16 protein-coding genes and 2 pseudogenes are annotated in these 18,108 nt (G+C 72.6%); 2 read left to right on the forward strand and 16 right to left on the reverse strand.

The genetic code is table 11. The annotated features are described in order from the left end of the window. Positions 1–22: 22 nt before the first annotated feature. The 6 genes from P8T65_RS08285 to P8T65_RS08310 all read right to left on the reverse strand — a co-directional run bounded on the left by P8T65_RS08285 (position 23) and on the right by P8T65_RS08310 (position 5,896). Complete coding sequence (locus tag P8T65_RS08285) at positions 23–781, reverse strand: GvpL/GvpF family gas vesicle protein (protein WP_316724715.1); 759 nt, start codon at positions 779–781, stop codon at positions 23–25. Then, positions 778–1,203, reverse strand: coding sequence for a gas vesicle structural protein GvpA (locus tag P8T65_RS08290; RefSeq protein WP_033529797.1), 426 nt, complete (start codon positions 1,201–1,203; stop codon positions 778–780). The genes P8T65_RS08285 and P8T65_RS08290 overlap by 4 nt, the downstream gene beginning before the upstream one ends. A gap of 62 nt (positions 1,204–1,265) precedes the next feature. Beyond that, a complete protein-coding gene (locus P8T65_RS08295) occupies positions 1,266–1,631 on the reverse strand; it encodes a gas vesicle protein (protein WP_316731518.1) in 366 nt (121 codons plus the stop codon). A 69-nt stretch (positions 1,632–1,700) separates the two neighbouring features. Continuing rightward, the gene (ligD, locus tag P8T65_RS08300) at positions 1,701–2,618 is read right to left on the reverse strand and encodes a non-homologous end-joining DNA ligase (protein WP_316724716.1); all 918 of its coding nucleotides are present in this window, start codon (positions 2,616–2,618) and stop codon (positions 1,701–1,703) included. A 12-nt stretch (positions 2,619–2,630) separates the two neighbouring features. Then, positions 2,631–4,478, reverse strand: coding sequence for a transketolase (locus P8T65_RS08305; RefSeq protein ID WP_316724718.1), 1,848 nt, complete (start codon positions 4,476–4,478; stop codon positions 2,631–2,633). Then, positions 4,475–5,896 (reverse strand): NAD(P)/FAD-dependent oxidoreductase, encoded by a 1,422-nt coding sequence (locus P8T65_RS08310; RefSeq protein WP_316724719.1) that lies wholly within the window; start codon positions 5,894–5,896, stop codon positions 4,475–4,477. Before P8T65_RS08310 ends, P8T65_RS08305 begins: the two co-directional genes overlap by 4 nt. 230 nt (positions 5,897–6,126) lie before the next feature. Between P8T65_RS08310 and P8T65_RS08315 the strand changes: the two are divergent. Beyond that, a pseudogene (locus P8T65_RS08315) lies at positions 6,127–6,480 on the forward strand (LLM class F420-dependent oxidoreductase); the annotation flags it as partial. A gap of 188 nt (positions 6,481–6,668) precedes the next feature. Here the strand turns inward: P8T65_RS08315 and P8T65_RS08320 are convergent. Further along, positions 6,669–7,157, reverse strand: coding sequence for a phage holin family protein (locus P8T65_RS08320; RefSeq protein WP_316724720.1), 489 nt, complete (start codon positions 7,155–7,157; stop codon positions 6,669–6,671). 89 nt (positions 7,158–7,246) lie between these two features. Here P8T65_RS08320 and P8T65_RS08325 point away from each other — a divergent pair, with 89 nt between their 5' ends. Then, entirely contained in the window at positions 7,247–7,600 is a 354-nt protein-coding gene (locus P8T65_RS08325) for a VOC family protein (protein ID WP_316724721.1), read from the forward strand. A 3-nt stretch (positions 7,601–7,603) separates the two neighbouring features. Here the strand turns inward: P8T65_RS08325 and P8T65_RS08330 are convergent. From P8T65_RS08330 to P8T65_RS08370, 9 genes and pseudogenes are all read right to left on the reverse strand, one after another. Further along, positions 7,604–8,513, reverse strand: a pseudogene (locus tag P8T65_RS08330) (arginase family protein). Positions 8,514–8,559: 46 nt separating this feature from the next. After that, the gene (locus P8T65_RS08335; protein ID WP_316724722.1) at positions 8,560–9,132 is read right to left on the reverse strand and encodes a GNAT family N-acetyltransferase; all 573 of its coding nucleotides are present in this window, start codon (positions 9,130–9,132) and stop codon (positions 8,560–8,562) included. A gap of 26 nt (positions 9,133–9,158) precedes the next feature. Then, positions 9,159–9,407, reverse strand: a complete 249-nt coding sequence (locus P8T65_RS08340; protein ID WP_316724723.1) for a LapA family protein — start codon at positions 9,405–9,407, stop codon at positions 9,159–9,161. 79 nt (positions 9,408–9,486) lie between these two features. After that, positions 9,487–10,416 (reverse strand): LD-carboxypeptidase, encoded by a 930-nt coding sequence (locus P8T65_RS08345; RefSeq protein ID WP_316731519.1) that lies wholly within the window; start codon positions 10,414–10,416, stop codon positions 9,487–9,489. A 32-nt stretch (positions 10,417–10,448) separates the two neighbouring features. Further along, a complete protein-coding gene (locus P8T65_RS08350; protein WP_316724724.1) occupies positions 10,449–12,431 on the reverse strand; it encodes an LpqB family beta-propeller domain-containing protein in 1,983 nt (660 codons plus the stop codon). 27 nt (positions 12,432–12,458) lie between these two features. Beyond that, positions 12,459–13,790: a M20/M25/M40 family metallo-hydrolase gene (locus tag P8T65_RS08355; protein ID WP_217178221.1), complete on the reverse strand. Its 1,332-nt coding sequence runs from the start codon at positions 13,788–13,790 to the stop codon at positions 12,459–12,461. Further along, entirely contained in the window at positions 13,783–14,616 is an 834-nt protein-coding gene (locus tag P8T65_RS08360) for a M55 family metallopeptidase (protein ID WP_316724725.1), read from the reverse strand. The genes P8T65_RS08355 and P8T65_RS08360 overlap by 8 nt, the downstream gene beginning before the upstream one ends. Positions 14,617–14,740: 124 nt before the next feature. Beyond that, positions 14,741–15,466, reverse strand: a complete 726-nt coding sequence (locus P8T65_RS08365; RefSeq protein WP_316724727.1) for a class I SAM-dependent methyltransferase — start codon at positions 15,464–15,466, stop codon at positions 14,741–14,743. Between the two features lie 110 nt (positions 15,467–15,576). Continuing rightward, positions 15,577–18,039, reverse strand: a complete 2,463-nt coding sequence (locus P8T65_RS08370; protein ID WP_316724728.1) for a SpoIIE family protein phosphatase — start codon at positions 18,037–18,039, stop codon at positions 15,577–15,579. Positions 18,040–18,108 lie beyond the last annotated feature (69 nt).

The raw sequence follows: 18,108 nt of genomic DNA on the forward strand, positions 1-18,108 counted from the left end.
CCTCCTCGGCCGTCGCGCGCTGTCAGTGCGTCGTCTCCGCGGGCTCCGCGGGCTGCGCCGGCCCCGGTTCGACGAAGCTGTACGGCGGCAGCGGCCCGTTCACCCGTACCTCGATGTGCGGATGGCTCTTGCGGACCTCATCCACGGCGTCGAGGAAGACCGCCGCCGAGTCCCGGCCCACGAGGAACGACAGATTGGCCGGCCAGCCGGTCGACTCGGGGCCCGCGCTGACGGCCTCGGCGGCCGGCTCCAGCGCCTGCCACAACTCCGCCGCGTCGTCGGCCTCCCGGGCCTGCACGGCGGCGACGACCATCTCGCCGAGCCGCAGCCGGTCCTCGTAAGTACCGCCGCCCGCCTGCCGGTTGGCCTCGGTCATGGCGCGCAGCTCGGGGTTCTCCCCCATCACGCGGTGCAGCACGGCCTCTTCGTCGTGGCTGGCCTTCACGTTGTACTCGACCTTGCCGTCGAGGGCACCGAGCCGTTCCCGGTAGTGCTCCGCGCGTTCGGCGAGCACCCCGGTGACGGACGCGTCGTCCGGGGCGACACTGCCGAACCGCATGGGCAGCAGGGGGCCGCCCGCGCCCGCCTCGCTCAGGACGTTCTGGTGGGCGAGCAGATCCTTGCGCTTGGGGCGCAGCCCCTCGGGGGCCTCGCTGACGATCGCCGCCAGCTCGCCCTCCTTCAGGATGCGCACCGGGCGCGCGGGATCTCCCACTCCGCCCATGCCCTCCGGGAGGCCGGGGTGCGAGCTCGCGGTGATGCCGTAGACGTACGTGCTCACTCCTGTTCCTCCCTCTTGCGCGAGCTCGTGGTCTTGCGGGCCCGCGGCCGCGACTCGGACTGGCCCTCCTCGCGGGCCTGCTTGAACGCGTCGGAGATCGTCTCGGCGGCGCCGGACAGCGCCCCCTTGGACTTGCCACGCGCGCCGGACTCGGTGATCTCACCGACGAGGTCCGGCAGGCCGGGGTTCTTGCGCGGCCCGGCCTCCAGGTCGAGCCGGTTGCACGCCTCGGCGAAGCGCAGATAGGTGTCGACGCTGGCCACCACGACCCGGACGTCGATCTTCAGAATCTCGATGCCGACCAGGGAGACCCTCACGAAGGCGTCGATGACGAGCCCCCTGTCGAGAATGAGTTCCAGGACGTCGTACAGGCCGCTGCTGCCGCCTCCGCCGCCGGACTGCTGTGCCGGGACTACGGTCATGCCGGCCGATCCTCCTTGTCTGTGGGTGCTTGAGGCCTGTGGGTGCTTGAGCGGGACGGCGTCTAGCGGCCGCCGGGGCGATGTGGGTCCGCCCGCCCGCGTTCGTAACGGCGGACACGCCGATAGCCGGTGAGCTCGCCCTGCGGGTCGAGTTCCACCCGGTAGCTCGCGAGCAGGCTCATCGTGTCGGGGACCCTGGCGACCTCCAGGACCTCGACCTCCAGCGTCCAGCCGTCCTCGGACTGTTCGAACGACGACACGGACTCGGGCGCCATGCCGGTCAGCTCCGCGAGCTGGGTCCGCGCATGACGCAGCACCTGCATGGGGCCGGGGCGCTCGTCCGCCGATTCCCGCACCTCTTCAGGTTCATCCGATTCACGCCTTGTGGGCGAATTATGTGTTTTTGATGTGTTTGATGCGTTCGACATGACCACCTCGAACACCGAGTGGCCACACGTCCGTTGGCCAAACCTTTTCGGGTCAGCCGCGCAGCGCCGTCAACCGCGCAACGCGGCCAGCCGCCGTGCCGGAGCGAGCGCGCGACCCCGCCTCATGGCTCCCGCCCAGGGGTCGGTGCGGGCCTGGTCGACGGCGTCCGCCAGGGTCCATCGGCGGGCGTCGACGGCCGGGGCGTCGAGCTGTTCCCAGGTCAGGGGCGTGGCCACGGGCGCGCCGGGGCGGGCGCGCACGGTGTAGGGGGCTACGGCGGTCTGGGCGTAGACGTTGCGCTGGATGTCGAGGTAGAGCCGGTCGCCCCGGTCCTTCTTGCGGGGTTCGACGGTGAGCCGCTCGGGATGGGCGCGGACGAGTTCCCCGGCGAGTTCCCGGGCGAAGTCGCGCACCGCGTCGAAGTCGTCGTGCCCGTTCAGCGGTACGACGACGTGGACGCCCCGGGAGCCGGTGGTCATCGGTACGGACGGCAGGTTGGGCGCGTCGCGCAGGTCCCGTACGTCCCGGGCGGCCTCCCGGACCTGCGCGAAGTCGTCCACCGACGGGTCGAGGTCGATGACGAGCCGGTCGGGTCGGTCGACGTCCCCGGCCCGGGAGAGCCAGCGGTGCAGGGTGAGGCAGGCCTGGTCGGCCAGGTAGACGAGGGTGGCCGCGTCGTCGCAGACCGGGTGGACGACCGTGCCTCCCTCCTTGGCCACCTCGACGCGTTCGATCCGGTCCGGATAGTGCTCGGGGGTGTTCTTCTGCATGAACATGGGCCCGTCGAGCCCGTCGGGGTGCCGTTCCAGCATCAGCGGGCGCCCGCGCAGATGGGGCAGCATGAAGGGGGCGACGGCACGGTGGTAGGCGACGAGATCGCCCTTGGTGTACTCCTTGCCGCCGCCGTCGGCGGGGAACAGCACCTTGTCCGGCCGGTGGATCTCGACGGTACGGCGACCGACCCGCATCGTGTGGCTGTCCCCCATCGCCTGCTCCTCTCAGGGCGTGATCGCGTGCTCCACCAGCAGCCGTCCGGCCACCGCGATGGCCTCCGCGTCGATCCCCGCCTCGCGCAGCTGCTCCTCGGGCGAGGCCGAGCCCGGCATCGTACGGACGGCCAGGCGCACCAGGCGGGGCACCGGGCGGCCGTCGAGGAAGGCGTCGAGGACCGCGTCGCCGAGGCCGCCCTCCTCGTGGTGGTCCTCGACGGTGAGGATGCAGCCGGTGCGTTCGGCGGCCTCCCGCAGGGTGCGGCGGTCGACGGGCTTGACCGAGTAGAGGTCGATCACCCGGACCTGGATGCCCTCGCGGTCCAGCGCGTCGGCGGCGTTGAGGGCCTCGTGGACGGTGGCCCCGGCCGCGACGACCGTCAGCCGGTCGGTGTCCGAGGCACGCAGCACCTTGCTGCCGCCGACCGGGAACTCCTCGGTCGGGCTGTAGAGGACGGGCGAGGCGCCCCTGGAGGTGCGCAGGTAGCGGACGCCGTCGAGGCCGGCCATGGTGCCGACGAGCTTGGCGGTCTGGTTGGCGTCGCACGGGTACAGCACGGTGGAGCCGTGCACCGAGCGCATCATCGCCAGGTCCTCCAGACCCATCTGCGAGGGCCCGTCCTGGCCGATGGCGACGCCCGCGTGGGAGCCGACGAGATTGATGCCGGAGCCGCTGACCGACGCCATGCGGATGAAGTCGTGGGCACGGGTGAGAAACGCCGCGAACGTGGCGGCGTACGGCACCCAGCCGCGGGCCGCGAGGCCCACCGAGGCGGCCACGAGCTGCTGTTCGGCGATGTAGCACTCGAAGTAGCGGTCGGGGTGCTCCTTGGCGAAGAACTCGGAGCGGGTGGAGTCGCCGACCTCGCCGTCCAGGGCGACGACGTCCCCGCGGGCGGAGCCGAGCGCGGCGAGGGCCTGCCCGTAGGCGTCCCGGGTGGCGACCTCGTCACCGGTCTCGTAGCGCGGCAGTTCCAGGTGCCCGGTGCGTACGGCGTGCAGCATCCGGGCGGCCGGCGGCTGAGGGACCTCGACGCGGAGGTCGCGCACCCCGCCGAGTTCCGCGATCGCCTCGTCGGCGTCCTTGAGCGGCTTGCCGTGCAGGCCCTCCCGGTCCTGGACGGCCTCGACACCCTTGCCCTTGAGGGTGCGGGCCAGGATCACGGTGGGCTGGCCCTTGGTGGAGGCGGCCTCGCCGTAGGCGCGGTCGACGGCGTCCACGTCGTGTCCGTCGATCTCGATGGTGTGCCAGCCGAAGGCCGCGAAGCGGCGGGCGTAGGCGTCCAGGTCGTGGCCGTGCCGGGTGGGCCCGCGCTGTCCGAGCCGGTTGACGTCGACGATCGCCGTCAGATTGTCGAGATGCTCGTACGCGGCGTGCTCGGCGGCCTCCCACACCGAGCCCTCGGCGAGCTCGCTGTCGCCGCACAGCACCCACACCCGGTAGCCGGTGCGGTCCAGCCGCTTCCCGGCCAGCGCGATGCCGACGCCGACGGGCAGTCCCTGGCCCAGCGACCCGGTGGCCGTCTCCACCCACGGCAGCCGCCGTGGCGTGGGGTGTCCCTCCAGCCGGCTGCCCAGCTTGCGGAAGGTCATCAGCTCGGTCTCGCTGATCGCGCCCGCCGCCTTGTACGCGGAGTACAGCAGGGGCGAGGCGTGCCCCTTGGACAGCACGAACCGGTCGTTGGCGGGGTGCTGGGGGCGTTCGAAGTCGTACCGCAGATGCTTCGCGAGCAGCACCGCCATCAGCTCGGCGCCCGACATGGACGACGTCGGGTGCCCGGAGCCTGCGGCATCCGAAGCGCGGACGCTGTCGACCCGCAACTGCTGTGCCAGCTCGGTGAGTTGACGGCTGTTCATGACTCTCCTTTTGAACCCTCGGCGGGCTTCGGCGGAATTTCGGACGCCGGGCCGCGCTCCTGACCCGGTGACGTGGCCGGGGACTCGTCGGCGCCCGTCTTCGCCTTCTGGGGGGCGCCGGGCACCTTGGCCAGCTCCGGTGACGCCGTGTCCAGGGGGACGGACCAGGACCGTACGAGGCCCAACTGGACGCCCTGGCGCGGCAGTACGGCGTCCAGGAGCCAGTCGGCGGCCACCCGGACGCGGTTGCCGGGCATGGCGGCAAGGTGGTAGCCGCGGGCGACGGCTCCGGCGAGGGGCCCGGACAGCGGTACGCCGAGCGGGTTGGCGGCGGCCTTGACCCCGCCGAGGTCCACGACGAAGCCGAGGTCGCTGTGGCGGTAGGGCTCGGGCTCGCCCCGGCCGAGGGAGGCGGCGACGTTGTACGCGGCCACCTTGCCCTGCCGCCAGGCGTGTTGGGCGGTCATCGGGGTGTACTGGCCGGGCTTGGTCAGGTCGGGTACGGCGGCCGCGTCGCCGCAGGCGAACACGTCCGGCCGGCCCGGCACCCGCAGCGTGGGCTCGACGAGCAGCCGGCCGCGTTCCATCGGCAGCCCCAGCGACTCGGCGAGCGGATCGGGCCGTACGCCCACGCACCACACGAGCGTGCGGGTGTCGACGAACTCCCCGTCGGTCAGCAGCACTCCGTTCGGTGTGGCCTCCTTCACGGAGGTCCCCATCCGCACGTCGACACCCCGCTGCCGCAGCACCTTGTCGGCGGTCCGCGACAGCTTCTCGTCCATCTCGGGCAGCACGCGGTCGGCGATGTCGAGCAGCATCCAGCGCGGTCGCATGCCCTCCCGCAGCGGTTGCTTGCGCACCAGCGCGTCGGTGAAGATCTGGCCATGGGCGGCGACCTCGGTCCCGGTGTAACCGGCGCCGACCACCACGAAGGTGCAGCGCGCGTCGCAGCTCTTGGGGTCCTCGCTCCCGGCGGCCAGCTCCACCTGCCGGGTCACGTGGTCCCTGAGGTACAGCGCCTCGGGCAGCCCCCGGAAGCCGTGGGCGTGCTCGGCGACGCCGGGGATGGGCAGCAGCTTGTTGACGCTGCCGGCCGCGAGCACCAGCCGGTCGTAGGTGAGGGTGCCGACGCCGCCCTCGGGATCCGAGTAGCGCACGGTGCGCGCGTCGAGGTCGATGTCGTCGGCCTCACCCAGCACCAGCCGCACATGGGGCAGGGTGCCGGTGAGGGAGACGGTGACCCGGCGTGGTTCCAGGATGCCGGCGGCGACCTGGGGCAGCAGGGGCAGATACAGGAAGTAGTCGGTCGGGTTCAGCAGGGTGATGTCGGCCTTGTTCCGGGTCAGCCGCGCGAGGGTGCGGGCCGTCCGGTAGCCGGCGAAACCGGCACCGACGATCACGATGCGGGGTCGACTCACGGTTCGCCTCCGGCGGGTCGCGTGCGTACGAACCTTCCGCGTCCCCCTGGTCCACGGGCCCAAACCGGAGGTCCGCCCGATCGTGCGCGGGTTTCCGCCGTGATCCACGGGTACTCGGACCGCGAACCGGCCCGCCCCGAGCGCACCTGTCGCGGAGGTACCCCCATGCCCGAGTACGGATACTTCCTGGCGACCGAGGAGTTCGGTCCCGCCGAGCTGATCGAGTACCGCAGGGCGGCGGGGGCGCGAACCCCGTCAGCGGCGGCACGAAGGTGTGCTGGGGCCCCGACCGGGACGCCGCGGTCCGGCTCGTCCGCCACCTGCGGTCGAGCCAGCTGCTGCCCGGCGAGATGGGGCAGATCCTGCCCCCGCCCAGCCTCTTCGAACAGCTGGAGCCGCTGGTCACCGAACAGATGGTCGGCGAGAACACGGTGTGCGGCGACGACGTCGACGAGCACGTCGCCGAGCTGACCGCCTTCGCCGACGCGGGCTTCGACCGTGTGTACGTCAGCCAGGTCGGCCCCGACCAGCGTGGCTTCTTCGACTTCTACCGCACGAAGGTGCTGCCGCAACTCCAGCGCTGATCCGCACCGCCCCCGAGTTCTCGGCCCAGATGGTGTTTCCCTCTCCCCATCGTCTGGGCCGAGTGCACGTGCGCAAGGAGCGGGGCCCGGAACGTCCTTGCCGTCCGGGCCCCGCTCCTTCGGCTGCTCTCTTTTCTGCTCGGCTTTCCTGCTCTTCCTGCTCTTCCTGCTCTTTCCTCCGCTCACCGCTACCGGTGACGCGGGTCCTCGGGGTCGACACCGGCCGGGGGCGGCGCACCGGTCGCGCCGCCGGGTGCGACGGGCGGCACCGGCGGATATCCGGCCGGCCCCGCACTGCCCGGGGGCATCCCCGGCGCCGTGCCGCCGACCACCCGGTCACGGCCCCCGGCGATCTCGCCCTCGTGCTCGGCCGTCGGCCGGGACGCCGAGGGACGCGCCGCGCTTCGCAGCACATACGCCGCCACACCGAGCATCACGGCCGTGATCAGCGCGGCGGCCCAGTCCGGCAGGCCCAGCGACAGGGCCAGCCCGAGGGCCAGCGCGAGGGCGGCACCCGCGTAGAGGGCGAGTGCCCCGGACGCGGCGTACAGCGCGGCCTTGCGGCGCTGCTTGCGGGTCTGCTGCCGCAGCTCGTCGCGGATGGTCTCGCGGGCCACCAGCGCCAGCTCGTCGACCAGGTGCTTGTCCAGATGTTCGAGATGATCCAAGCGGTCCATTGCGCCCGGGTACCCCTGCCCGTGCCCGCGTAACGCGGGCCGGTAACGCGGCATGCGCCGGGGGCGGATCCCCAACTAGGCTCTGCACCATGGAGATTCTCGGCACCACGCTCCGCATCTGCGTCGACGACCTGGAAGCAGCGGTCCCGTTCTACGAGAGACTCTCGGGCGGACCGGCGATGCGCTTCGAACGCGGTGGCGTCCAGGTCGCAGCCGTCGGCTGCTTCCTGCTGATGAGCGGCCCGGAGGCGGAGCTGGAGGTCCTGCGCAAGGTCGCCGCGACCATCGCGGTCGAGGACGTCGACGAGGCGAACCGGGTCCTCACCGCCTCCGGCGCCCAGGTGCTGGCCGGCCCCGTCCCGACCCCCGTCGGCCGCAATCTGATCGCGGTCCACCCCGACGGCTCGGTCTACGAGTACGCGGACCGCCGGGCGGCCGGGTGAGCCTCAGGCGGCGAACGCGGCCACCACGAGGTCCGTGAGCAGCGCGCCCGCCGTGCCGTCGGGGTCCAGATCCGGGTCGTAGATGGTGACGTTGAGGCCCACGCAGTGCGGTGAGCTGACCAACGGGCGGAGCAGCGCGGTCAGTTCGTCGGGGAGGAGCCCGTCGGGGTCGGGGCTGTGGACGGCCGGCATGACGGACGGGTCGAGGACGTCGTCGTCCAGGTGGACCCAGAAGCCGTCCAGTTCGGGCGGTTCGGCGAGAGTGCGTGCCGGGCGTCGCACGGCACGCGCCACTTTCGCAGCAGGCCCTGGGTGCGCAGCTCGCCGACGGTCACGACGGGGATCTGCAGGGCGGCCGGCTCGGTGCGGTCGTCCTCGAACGCGTCCCGGATGCCGAAGACCCGTACGTCCTCGTCGCGCAGATAGGGCCCGAGCCCTTCCAGATCGGTCAGGTCCGGCTGGCCGCGCCCCGTGGCGAGCGCCAGCTCCTCGCCGCCGGCCGCCCCGACCCGGTCGGAGTTCCCCGGGTGCCGGAAATCGGCGGAGGCGTCGACGGCGACCAGCCCGTACCGCCCGATCCGGCGCAGCGCGAGCGCGGCGCCGAGCTGGATCGAACAGTCCCCGCCGAGGACGACGGGCAGCTCACCGGCCCGGACGTGCCGCTCGATCCGGTCGGCCGGCCTGCGCGTGTACGAGGCGATCGCCCCGGCGTTGAAGACACCGTCGCCCTCCTGCCAGTCGCCCCGGTCGTAGCGCGGCGGCACGACCACCCCGCCCTCCAGCGCGCGAGTCGCCGCACGATGCCCTGTTCGCGCAGCGCGCCGGCGAGCTTGTGGCAGCCGGGCACGGTTCCCGGGGCGGGCGGCCGCAGGCCGAGGTTGGAGGGAGCGTCCACGACGACGATGTTCCGCATGGCTCCCATCCTGCGCGACGGGGTCGCCCACCGGGACGGGAACGGATCATTCCGGCAGGCGGCCCCCGCCCGGCGCCGGGCGCTCCATCTCCGTGGTGAGCGCCCACCTCTGGTGGTCCCGCCAAGCACCGTCGATGAACAGGAAGTCCGGTGAGAACCCCTCCAGCCGGAACCCGCACCGCCGGGCGAGGGCGATGGAGGCGGCGTTCTGGGGCTGCACGTTGATCTCCAGCCGGTGCAGCCCCATGAAGGTGAACGCGTACTCCACGACCAGCGCGAGCCCCTCCCCCATCAGGCCCCGCCCGGCGGCGTGGGCGAAGGCGCCGTAGCCGAGGGCGCCGCTCTGGAAGCCGCCCTCCACGATGTTGTTGATGTTGATGAAGCCGGCGATGCCCCCGCCGTCCCTCTCGCACACCAGGAACCCGGCCTTGGTCGGATCCTCGATCAGCCGTCCCGCGTAGGCGCGGTACGCGGCCTCGGTCGCCGGGGGGAACAGCCACGGCCGGTGCAGCTCCCCGCTCTCCCGCACCCGTTGGACGAACTCGGGACCGTCCTCGGGTGTGAAGCGCCGGATCACGACGCGGGGGCCTTCGATGAGATGACGAACGTTCTCGGACACCCCGCCACGGTACGTCGGGGCGGGTATCACCTGTGGCGTCTCATGAAGTAGGCCCCGCACACCGCTCCGACCAGGCCCGTCCCGAGGAGCGCCAGCCACAGGGGCATGGTGACCTCGGAGACCAGCAGCTGGATCTCGGTGCTCTGGGTGTTCTGGAAGACGAAGACGAGCGCGAGGACGGCGAGCAGGCCCACGACGACCCGGCCGGGGGTCAGCGTCTCGCTCCATCGCTTCCGCCCGTGCGTCCCGACTCGTGGCGTTTTCTTCGCGCTCATACCTCCAGAATGACGGGGGCGCCCCAGACGCGCCTGGTGGGAGAGGCGTCGGGCAGTCGGCCGGGGGCGGCGCGGGTCGTCAGATCAGCGCCGGCTCGTCCAGCGTCAGCGTCCCCGCCTCCGCGTCCAGCTCCGCCGTCACCCCGAAGGGGATCGTCAGTGCCCCTTCCCCGTGTCCGAAACCGAACTCCTCCACCACCGGTACCCCGGCCCCGCCGATCCGGTCGACGAGCAGTGCCCGCACCTTCTCGTACGGTTCGCACTCCGCCCAGGAGCCGAGGACGATGCCGACGACCCCGTCGAGCCAGCCCGCGCGCAGGAGCTGGGTGAGATAGCGGTCGAGGCGATAGGTCTCCTCGCCGACGTCCTCCAGGCAGAGCAGCGCGCCCCGGGCGGATGGCCGGGCGTGGGGACTGCCCAGCTCGGCCGCGAGCAGACAGAGGCAACCGCCGAGGAGCACGCCCCGCGCCCGGCCCGGTACGAGGGCGGCACTGCCTTCGACGGCCCGGATCGTGCGGACCGACTCGGGGGAGAACAGGGTGGCACGCAGATGTTCCTGGGCCCGGGTGTTCTTCAGGAAGTCGACCCCCGCGGCCATGGGGCCGTGCAGGGTGACCAGTCCGGCGCGGGTGGCGAACGCCTCGTGCAGCGCCGTGATGTCGCTGAACCCGACGAGTGTCTTGGGGCCCGCGGCCCGGATCGCGTCCCAGTCGAGCAGGTCGGCCATCCGCTGGACGCCGTAGCCGCCGCGGGCGCACAGCACGGCGGACACGGAGGGGTCGCACCAGGCGCTCTGGAAGTCGGCGGCCCGGTCGGCATCCGTGCCCGCGAGGTAGGAGAACTCGGGGTGCCGGTCCAATGCGTGGGGTGCGACGACGGGGTCGAGGTCCCAGCCGCGCAGCAGGTCCAGCCCGGCGCTGAGCCGTTCCTCGGCGACCGGTCCGCTGGGCGCGACGACGGCCACCCGGGCGCCGGGGACGAGGCGAGCCGGTCTGGTCAGCGGCGTCACTGATGTCACGGGTGTCACTGGTATCACGGGTGTCACTTGGCGAGCTCCAGAGTTGGGATACCCGGAGGATTCAACCCGAAGACCCGCGCGTACAGCGAAAGCTCCGCCTCCAGGGCCCGCACCATCGTCTCCGCCCGCCGGAAGCCGTGCCCCTCCCCCTCGAAGGCGAGGTAGGCGTGCGGCACCCGCCGCCCGTCCAGCCGGGCGAGGAACCGCTCGCACTGCGCGGGCGGGCAGATCACGTCGTCGAGGCCCTGGAGCAGTAGGAACGGCGCCTTGATCCGGTCGGCGTGCTCGGTGGGCGACCGCTCCGCGTACCGCATCGGCTCCTCGGTCAGGGGACCCACTAGAGTCTCCAGATACTGGGATTCGAAGTCGTGCGTCTCCCCCGAACCCCAGTTCGCGAGGTCGAGGATGGGGTACAGGATGGTTCCGCAGGCGTATACATCGGTCGCGGTGAGGGACACGGCGGCGGTCCAGCCGCCCGCGCTGCCGCCCCTGATGGCCAGCCTGGTCCGGTCGGCGGTGCCTTCGTCGGCGAGGGCGAGCGCGACGGCCGCGCAGTCCTCGACGTCGACGACGCCCCACTGTTCGCGCAGCCGGTTGCGGTACTCCCGTCCGTATCCGGTGGACCCGCCGTAGTTGACCTCGGCGACGCCGATGCCGCGTGAGGTGAAGTAGGCGATCGCGAGGTCCAGGACCAGCGGCGCGCGGCTGGTGGGCCCGCCGTGGGCCCAGACGACGTAGGGCGGCAGCTCGGTGCTGAAGGCGACGGCGCCGGGGTTGTGGGGCGGGTAGACGTGGGCGTGGATCTCGCGTCCGGCGGGGCCGAGGAAGCTGCGGATCTGGGGTTCGGGGTAGTAGGAGGGGTCCACCGGGTCGTCGTGCACGGCTCCGACCACCCGGGCGTCGCCGGTGGCCGCGTCCAGTTCGACCACCTCGTAGGCGCTGCGGGGGCTGGCGCCGATGCCGAGGACCCGGCCGCCGCGCACGGCGAGCGAGGGCGCGAACTCCGTCCATGGTCCGGCCGCGTCCACGACCTGGCCGGTCTCCAGGTCGAGGACGCCGAGCGCGGTGGCGCCCCGCCCGTGGATCACGGCGACCAGCCCGCCCTCCAGCAGCGCGAACCAGCGCCAGCCGACCTTCCACAGCGGGCCGCCGAACTCCTCCTCCCGGGCACACAGGGCCGTGCGGTCGCCGCCGTCGGGGTCGAGGCGGTAGAGGTTCCAGTAGCCGGTGGTGTCGCTGGAGTACACGAGGGTGCCGTCGGCGGCCCAGTCGACCTGGGCGACGGACGCCTCCGGGCCGCCCGCGACGGTCCGGGGCGTGCCGAGCAGGCCGTCCTCGGTCACCTCGGCGACCAGCAGCGACGTGCCGTCCCAGGGCATCCTGGGGTGGTCCCAGGCGAGCCAGGCGGCACGGTGGCCGTCGGGCGAGAGCCGGGGGCAGGTGACGAACCGCCGGCTGTCGTCGGTGAGTTCCCGTACTTCACCCCGGTCCTCGGCCGCCGAGCCGTCCAGCGGTACGGCGGCGACGACCCGGCGGACGTCGGTGGGCCCCTCGCCGGTGAACTCCTCCAGGACGCACCACACCTCGTCCCGCTCCGGGTGCGGTCTCGGGTCCACCCAGCGCAGGCCGCCGCCGACCGGCGACACCGGGGTGAGCGGGCGGGGCTCGCCGCCCGGTTCGAACCCGTAGAGGCGCTGGTCGGCGAAGTTCGCGAAGACCACGAGGTGGCCGGTGTCCCGCGGGACCGCGGTCCAGGGCTGCCCGCCGTACTCCATGACGCGGCTGCGCACGTTCCACGGGGCCGACAGGACCGACTCCTCCGTGCCGTCGGCCGTGCGCCGCACCAGGGTGCGCCGGCCGCCCTCGGCGGGCCGTGGCTCGGTCCACCAGGCCTCGTCGCCGACGAAGCCCACGAACTCGGGATGCCCGTCGTGCGCGGCGGCGAGCGCCGCGTCGATCGGCGAGGGCCACGAACCGTACGCCAGGGTCTGCACCTTGTCCCCCATGTCCCTTCGTCCCCCGAGTCTCATCGGTCAGGCCGTCCGCAGGAAGCGGTCGAGCACACGGACGCCGAAGTGGAGCGCCTCCACGGGGACGCGCTCGTCGACGCCGTGGAAGAGCGCCGCGTAGTCGAAGCCCTCGGGAAGCTTCAGCGGCGAGAAGCCGTAGCCGGTGATGCCGAGCCGCGAGAACTGCTTGGCGTCGGTGCCGCCCGGCATGCAGTACGGCACCACGTGCCCTTCGGGCGCGAACTCCTCGACGGCTGCCCGCATCCGCGCGTACGTGGTGGAGTCCACCGGCGCCTGGAGCGCCACCTCCCGGTGTTCGTACTCCCACTCCACGTCCGGTCCGGTGAGCAGGTCGAGGGTCTCCCGGAACTCGTCCTCGCCGCCGGGCAGATACCGTCCGTCCACACGTGCGGCGGCCTCCCCCGGGATCACGTTGATCTTGTAACCGGCGTCCAGCATGGTCGGGTTGGCGCTGTTGCGGACGGTCGCCTCGACCAGGGCGGCGGCCGGGCCGAGCTTGTCGAGCAGCCGGTCGACGCCGCCCGGGCCGTCGAGGTCGGCCTCGACGCCGTACAGCGCGGCGAGTTCGGTGAGGGCGGCGCGGACGGTCGGGGTGAGCCGCAGGGGCCACTCGTGGGCGCCGATCCGGGCGACGGCCGCCGCCAGCCGGGTCACGGCGTTGGCCCGGTTCACCTTGGAGCCGTGGCCGGCCCGGCCGCGTGCGGTGAGCTTCAGCCAGCCGGTGCCGCGCTCCCCCGCCGCGATCGGATAGATCTGCCGGCCGCCGCCGTCGTGGAAGGTGAAGGCCCCCGATTCGCTGATGCCCTCGGTGCAGCCCTCGAAGAGAGCGGCGTGCCGGTCGGCGAGGAACCCGGAGCCGTCCTCGGCGCTCGCCTCCTCGTCGGCGGTGAACGCGATCACGAGGTCCCGGCGGGGGCGCACGCCGGTGCGCGCCCACTGGCGTACGACGGCGAGGATCATCGCGTCCATGTTCTTCATGTCGACCGCGCCCCGCCCCCAGACCACACCGTCGCGGATCTCCCCGGAGAACGGGTGCACGGTCCAGTCGGCGGCCTGGGCGGGCACGACGTCCAGATGACCGTGGACCAGCAGGGCGTCCGCCGACGGGTCGGTGCCCTCGATCCGCGCCACCACGTTGGTCCGGCCCTCGGTGCGCTCCAGCAGTGTGGGCTCCAGGCCCGCCTCGGCCAGCAGCGCGGCGGCGTACTCGGCGGCCGGCCGCTCCCGGCAGTCCCCGCCGCCACGGTTGGTGGTGTCGATGCGGATGAGGTCGGAGGTGAACCGGACCACCTCGTCCAGCGCCCGCTGGTCCACGGGTGCCGTCTGCTCAGCCATATGTCTCCTCCACCGCGGCCGAGACGATCGTGGTGACCGCCTTGAAGGTGCGGATTCCCTCGTACATCGTCGGGCTGGTGTACGCGACCTTGCGTTCACCGGTACGGACCACCCCGGGCACCACGGTCGCGGCCATCGCCAGATGCTCGGCGTCGAACTCCAGCGCCACGGTGAACGGGCCGCCCCTGACCGGTTCGTGCCGTACGGCGAGCGCCGCGGCCTCCTTCGCCGCCGCGCGGATGTCCGCGGCCGTTCTCGCCGGGGTGCGGCACACCGCCGCGTACCGCGACACATGGTCCTTGACCGCCACTTTGAGCGCCTCGGGCGCATAGCCCAGGGCGTCCTCGCACGCCACGTCGTCGCCGGTCACCAGCACCACCGGTACCCCGTACTCGGCCACCACATGCGAGTTGAGCAGGCCTTCGCTGGCCCGTTCGTCGTTCACCCACACCCCGGTGATGGAGTTCGCCAGGTAGGTGTGGGCGAGGACGCCCTCCATCCCGGCGCCCGCGTGATAGCCCACGAACGCGATGCCGTCCACGTCCCCGTGCTGCACGCCCTCCACCATGGACAGCGCCTTGTGGCGGCCGGTGAGCATCTGGGCGCGCTCGTCCAGCTCCTCCAGCAGCAGGTTGCGCATCGTCCAGTGCGCCTCGTTGATCAGCACCTCGTCGGCCCCGCCGTCGAGGAACCCGAGCACGGCGGCGTTCACGTCCGAGGTGAACATCGAACGGCACCGCTCCCACTGCTGTGTCCCCGGCAGCACGTCGGCCGGCCAGGTGACACCGGTGGCGCCCTCCATGTCGGCGCTGATGAGGATCTTCATGGCTCGAACCGTACGCGCTCACGACGATCCGTGGCAGACCTGTGGATAACTCTCACCGGCCCGGCCCACCGAGGCGTGGACCGGGGCCTGTCGTCACCTCGCCGTCCGCCCGCGACGCCCGGCCTCAGGCCGTGCGGCCGGCCACGTACCACCTGGACGGCAGTTCGAGGCGGGTGCCGTCCGCGGTGTGTTCCGTGGTGGCCAGCGGGAGTTCACCGCTGGCCACCACGGTGAGACCGGCGGCACGCAGGTACTTGGGGACCGCGGCGTCGGTGACCTCGCCGGGGGCGATGCCGTGCCGGAAGATCGGGGCGAGCTTGGCGGGAGGACCGGCCGGGTCGGCCGCGAGGCCCATGAGAACGGGCTTCGCGGCCTCGGCCAGTTCGACGAGGCAGACCCGGCCGCGTTCGCCCAGCAGCGTGGCAACGGTGTCCACGAGTCGCTGGCGGTCGTCGGGCTCGCACTGGTGGAGGACGCCGCGCACATAGACGTTGGCGTCGCCGAGGTCGGCGTGGAGGGCTTCGGCGTCCGTCTTGTCGGCCGCGTCGAGCACACGGTAGGCGGCCCGGCCGTCCGGGTCGGCCGCGCGGGCCCGGTCGAGGGCGGCGCCGGAGAGGTCGACGCCGATGACGCGGGGGAAGCGGTCGGCCAGGAAGCGGGTCTGGGTGCCGTTGCCGCAGCCCAGGTCGACCAGGGGGAGGTCCGCCGCGGTCAGGTAGGGCTCGAAGAGCGCCAGATGAACGGCCGCGGTCCGCTCGGGCCCCGCGTCCCAGAAGACGGCGCCCGGTTCGTCGGAGGCCTCCCGCCAGAACCCCTCCCAGGCGTCCCGGTACCGACTCGTCACACTCATGCCCTACCCCCGACCAGCGACACGGCCGCCGCTGTGACGGCCCAGATCGGTCTACCCTGCCCGGCAGCCGGAGACAAGCGCCGTGCGCGTACCTTCACCCCGCGTTCGGATCACGCGCGCCGCCTCGGCAGGGTCAGTTCGAACCACACGGTCTTGCCCGCGCCCGTCCGGCTGGTCCCCCACTCGCGGGCCAGGGCGGTCAGGACACGCAGTCCACGGCCGAACTCGTCCGTCGGTGCCGCGCTGAGCAGGGTCGGCAGCGTCGGATCGTCGTCGTAGACCTCGCACAGCAGGGTGTCGCCACGGACCAGACGCAGTTCGATCCGGCGCCCACGCGCGTGCCGTACGGCGTTGGTGACGAGTTCGCCGGCCAGGAGCGCGGTGGTGTCCGTGAGGGCGTCGAGGCCCCAGACGGACAGCTGTTCGCGGACGGCGGCGCGAGCGCGGGCCGCCTCGACCGGGTCGGGGGCGAGACGCCACTCGGCGACGTCCTCGGGCTCGATGCCGCTCAGCCGCGCCATCAGCAGGGCGACGTCGTCCTTTCGGCCGCCGCGTGTGTTGAGGGCGCGGATGATCGTGTCGCAGGCGTCGTCCATGGAGGCGGCCGGGTGGGCGGCGGACTCGCAGAGCGTCGCGAGGCCCACGCCGATGTCCTCGCCGCGCATCTCGACCAGCCCGTCGGTACACATCACGAGCCGGTCACCCGGCTCCACGCGCACGCGTACCGCCTCGAACGCCACCCCGCCGACGCCGATCGGCGCGCCCGTGGGCAGGTCGAGCAGTTCGCTGCGGCCGTCCGCCGCGCGGACCAGCACGGGTGGGATGTGGCCCGCGTTGGCGAGGTGCAGTTCGCTCGCGATGGGGTCGTAGACGGCGTAGAGGCAGGTCGCGAGATAGTGCTCGCCGAGGCGCTGGGCGAGGTCGTCGAGGTTGCGCAGGAGCTGCGCGGGCGGCAGATCGAGGGCAGCCATGGTCTGCACGGCCGTGCGCAACTGGCCCATCATCGCGGCCGAGTTGAGGCCGTGCCCCATCACGTCGCCGACGACCAGCGCGGTGCGGGCGCCCGGCAGCTTCACCGAGTCGAACCAGTCGCCGCCGACCCGCCCGAGCAGGGTGCCCGGCAGATAGCGGGTGGCGATGTCGCAGCCCGTCATGTGGGCCTCGATCTGCGGGAGCATGCTGTCCTGGAGCGTCTCGGCGACGTTCTCCTGGTAGGTGTACATCCGGGCGTTGTCGAGGACGAGGCCGGCCCGGGCGGCGAGTTCGGCGCCGGTCACGCGGTCCATGTCGTCGAAGACCTCGCGCTCCGGGTGGCGCAGCAGGATCATGAAGCCGAGGACGACGTTGCGGGCCTTCAGGGGCACGACCAGCATGGAGCGGCCCGTGATCAGCGGCCGGATGTCGCGCTTCTCGAACTGCGCGGCGATCGCGTGCCCCATCTGCTCGGTGATGCGCGGGACGAGGACGGGCTCGCCGGTGGTCATGCACTGGAAGAACGGGGTGTGCGCCGGGAACGGCATGGCCTCGCCGACGGGCACGACGTCGTCCCAGCGACCCGGCTCGTCCGTGTGCTCCACGGCCACCCGGTGCCACATGGTCGTCGTGTCGGGCACCCCATCCGGGAACCCCTCGCCGGCGACGACCTGTTCGCGCAGATAGGTGCCGGCGACGTCGGTGAAGCGGGGCACGACCGCCCTGCTGACCTCGACGATGGTCCGGGAGAGGTCGAGGGAGGTGCCGATGCGCCCGCTGACCTCGTTGAGGAACTCCAGACGCTCGCGCACGGCCGCGTGTTCGAGGTCCTCGCCCTCGTCCGGCGCGTCCTCCGGCACCGTCAGCCCCTGTGCGACGGCGCGCGCGGCCCGTTCCCGGCGGGCCCGTCGCCCCGCGCGCCGGGGCACGCCCCAGTCAGGGGTGACGGGCACCCGGTTGTTCTGGCTGAACTCCAGTACCGGATAACCGAGTTCGAGAACCTGGGCGACGATGCGGGCGCCCTCGCCGACGCTCATGCTGGGCAGGATCTCGGGGAGCCTGCGGGCGAGTTCCTCGGCACCGGGGAAGTCGGTGTGCAGGGCGAATCCAGGGGCGATGCGCTCGACGGCGACGTCCGCCCCGTCCTCGCGCCGCAGGGTCTCCGCGTCGGCGGCCAGCACCAGCAGCCGTTCCCGGCCGGGGCCGACCAGGGGGTACGCCCACCACAGGACGTCGATCCTGCCGCGGCCGGGCACGGTGAGCCGGGCGCGGCCGGCCGCCGGGTAGGAGAGCTGCCCGTCGAGCGAGGTCTCCAGGTCGTGGCCGAGGACGTCGTACGCGCCGTCGGCCACGCGGAGCAGGATGTCGTCCTCGTCGGGGAGGGCGCCGGAGACGGGCAGCAGGTCGAGGGCGGGGTGGCCCACCGCTTCGTCCTTGGTCGTGCCGAAGAGCCGGCGTGCGCCGGAGCTCCAGTGCGACACGAGCCCGGCGCGGTCGACCACGACGACGGCCAGGGGAATCCGGCCGACGGCGGCGTGTTCCGGCGTCTCGTCACCGGCTACGAGGCCGGTAGTCGCGCCCGTGTCGGTGCCACGGTCCATGGCCAAGGCCCTTTCTTCCCATGGCTCGCAAGATCTGCGCCGCCCCCACTACCGTACGGCTGCGTAGCG

Origin of the sequence: Streptomyces sp. 11x1 (genome assembly GCF_032598905.1) — a bacterium.
GTDB lineage: Bacteria > Actinomycetota > Actinomycetes > Streptomycetales > Streptomycetaceae > Streptomyces.